This window comes from Bacillota bacterium, from assembly GCA_040754675.1.
Lineage (GTDB): Bacteria > Bacillota > Limnochordia > Limnochordales > Geochordaceae > Geochorda.
Map to the genome: position 1 here is coordinate 1 of JBFMCJ010000504.1, position 2,909 is coordinate 2,909.

A 2,909-nucleotide genomic window follows, 5' to 3' on the forward strand; every position below is an offset into this window, starting at 1 on the left:
CGCCATGGTCCTCGTGCTCGCGCTCGAGGTCTTCGGGCTCGCCGTGGGTTGGGCCCGCGTGAACGGCATGCTGGCGAAGGCCCAGACCCGGGTCCAGGCGCAGGCGGCCGAGGTGGCCAGGGTGCAGCGGCAGGCGGAACAGGTGAAGCAGCTTAAGGCCCAGGTGGAAGAGGTGCAAAAGCTGCTGGAGCCCCGCGACCCGCGGCCGGACTGGAGGGCGCTGTATGAGCAGCTGTCCGCCCGGGCCGGCGCGGTGGCGCTTTCGCACCTGGGCGCCGTGCGAAGCCCTGACGGCGGGGGCTGGGTGGTGAGCATCCAGGGCACTGCCCCTTCGCTGGGCGATGTGCTGGGGTTTGCCCGGCGGTTGGAGCGGGTGCCCTTTTTCCGGCCGTACCTGGGGCAGGTGTCGGTGGGCCCGGAGGGCGGCGCCGGGTTCGAGTTGAAGGTGGGGTGGTCGCCGTGACGCGGCGGGCGTACCGGCTGTTTGCCCTCTTCTTCCTCCTGGCCCAGGTGGCCGTGGCAGCCATGGCCGTGCGGTGGTACCTGGACTGGCGGCAGGCGGAGGTATCCCTGCGCGAGCAGGCCCACGTCCTGGCCTCCGCCCGGGAGACGCCGGCGGCCACGGTGGCCGAACTCGAGAGGGCCCGAGAGGAGGCTGAGGCGCGGCTGAGAGAGGCAACGGCGTCGCTGCCCGAATCGCTGAAAGCGGCCGACGTGGTCGAGCAGGTGTACCTGGCCGCCCTGTCGTCCGGGGCGTCGCTGTCCCGGGTGGCGCTCGGCAGCTTATCCGCAGGGGAATCCGCCTTGCGCCGGGACCTGGCCGTGGAGGTGTCAGCGGTGGTCCCGGACACGGACGGCCTGCTGCGCCTGGTGGAGGCGCTGGAGAAGGGCCCGCTGCCCGCCCAGGTGCGGCTGCCCTCGCTGCAGGTTCTCCCGGGCCCGTCACCGGTGACGCTGGAGGTGCTCTTCCCGAGCAGGAAGGGGGTGGAGGCCCCGTGAGGCTGGTCTGGTCCGTCCTGGCGGTGGCGCTGGCGGGCGCCCTGGTCGTGGTGTCGGCGGCGGCTTCAGAGGCCCTGGTAGCCGGCCGCGCGGCCGGCGACGCGGGCTACGCCCGGCGGCTGGCGGCGTCGGCCCTGTCCGAGTGCCTGGCCCAGGAGTACGGCCCCGCCTATGACCTTTCGGGCGTGTCCAACCTCCGTGGCTGGTCGCTTGAGGTCGAGGTGGCGTACTACGGCCCGGGCCTCTCGCCCGCCTTCGACCCAGGGTACCCAGACTCGGGATTGCAGCGCCTGACGGCAACCGTGCGCGACCCCCGGGGGATCGAGCGGGCGCGGGCGTGCACGCTGAAAGCGAGGTGATTGCCTTGGCTCTGCGGCGGGGTTCGGTGCTCTTCGAGGCGGTGCTGGCGGTGGTGCTGGGCGCCCTGCTGCTCGTACCGGCCGGCACCCTGCTCGGCCAGGTGCTGAAGTCCTCGGACCGCGTGGCGGTGGCCGAACTGGATGCGTTCGAAGCCGTGCTCGCGCGGGTGGCCGCCTCCACGCCTCCCGAGGGCGTGACGGTGGACCCCGCGGGCACCGGCAGGCCGGATGCCGTCCGGCTGACCTGGCGAACGGCCTACCGCGGCGGGGTCGCGCGGCAGGTCACTTTCCTGCTCTCCGGCTCCGACCTGGTGGCGGACGACGGGAAAGTCGCCCGCGTGCTCGCGGGCAGGGTGTCTCTTGTGTCGTTCTCGCTGCGCCGCGGTGTGCTTGCCGTTCACGCCGAGGGCGCCGGTTGGCAGTGGGACCGCGAGTTTGCCCTGCTGGGAGGTGGTTGAGGTGCGCCGCGGTCAGGTGGTGGCAGCAGCCCTGGTGCTGTGCCTGGTAATCGCTGCGGCTGCCGCCTGGTCGGCCCTGTCCGTGGCGGATCAGGCCGTGCGAGGCTCGGCCTGGGCCCGTTCGGAGGAGTCAGCGCTCCGGGCCGCGCGGGGTGCGCTGGAGTGGGCCAGGTGGCGCCTGGCCTCCGACGGCGCCTTCCTGACCCTGGAGCAGCCCTCCGCCCGGGAAACCGTGCCCGCCGTGCTCGGCCTGCAGGAGACTGCGGTGGGATACGTGCTGGAAACCCGGGCCCGCCTGGCCCGGGTATCGGGCCCCGACCTGCCGGTGCCGCCCGGCCTCGCCGCCGGGCTGTACGCCTGGGTGGAGGACAACTTTTCCCCGGACGGCCTCTCTGGCCCCGCCCCGGTGCCCATGGGCGGGTTGGAGCCGTCGTGGGAGGTTGTCCCCGACCCGGCCCTGCCGGGGAATGGTGCCGTGGAGCCGCCGGGGCTGTTCCGGGGAGGTTCGCCCGGCCGCGTCGCCGTGTGGGTCTCGGGTCTGGCGAGCGCGCAGGCGTCCGCCCCCGTGTCCTCGTGCCAGTACCTGCCGGTGGAGGTGGGGGACTACCGGGTTGACCCGCCGCTGGTGCGGCTGAGTCCCCGGCTGAGCTCCGCCGATTCCGCGCGTGCTGTGCCGTTCACGGCCGTCGTCTACGGCCCCGCGGGGGCCAGGCAGGCGGTGCCTCCGGAGGCCGTTTTCGAGCTGGTGTCGGGGCCGGGGCTGCTGGAGCCCCAGCCCTGGGGCGTGTTGTACCGCCCTGCAGGCGTGGGCCGGGTGACTGTACGGGTAACCGTGGTGGAAGGGGAGGTGACGTGCCAGGACGAGGTGTCGTTCGACGTCGTTTTCCCGCAGAGGCTGTGCCGGGTGCTGCCCGAAGTGGCGGGTCGACCCTGGGGTGAGGCCTGGCTGCGGGACTGGGGAGGGCAGGTATCCCTCGAGTCCTGGGACGCGGGTCCATGAACACGCCCCGCTGCGAAGCGGGGTGCAACGAAAGGAGATGGGAGAAGTGAGGATCAGTGATGTGCAGCGTTCCTTCCCGCGCAGGTTCCGGGG

The 2,909-nt window shown here is 73.0% G+C and carries 5 protein-coding genes; all 5 read left to right on the top strand.

Going from position 1 to position 2,909, the window contains the following annotated elements:
• Window positions 1-463, top strand: a 463-nt coding sequence (locus AB1609_19825) for a hypothetical protein (protein ID MEW6048693.1), incomplete at its 5' end; no start/stop codon positions are given.
• The gene (locus AB1609_19830; GenBank protein ID MEW6048694.1) at window positions 460-999 is read left to right on the top strand and encodes a hypothetical protein; all 540 of its coding nucleotides are present in this window, start codon (window positions 460-462) and stop codon (window positions 997-999) included. The genes AB1609_19825 and AB1609_19830, both read left to right, overlap by 4 nt.
• Window positions 996-1,358, top strand: coding sequence for a hypothetical protein (locus tag AB1609_19835; GenBank protein MEW6048695.1), 363 nt, complete (start codon window positions 996-998; stop codon window positions 1,356-1,358). Before AB1609_19830 ends, AB1609_19835 begins: the two co-directional genes overlap by 4 nt.
• Entirely contained in the window at window positions 1,337-1,816 is a 480-nt protein-coding gene (locus AB1609_19840) for a hypothetical protein (protein MEW6048696.1), read from the top strand. The genes AB1609_19835 and AB1609_19840 overlap by 22 nt, the downstream gene beginning before the upstream one ends.
• Before the next feature lies 1 nt (window position 1,817).
• Entirely contained in the window at window positions 1,818-2,816 is a 999-nt protein-coding gene (locus AB1609_19845; GenBank protein ID MEW6048697.1) for a hypothetical protein, read from the top strand.
• Window positions 2,817-2,909: the final 93 nt, after the last annotated feature.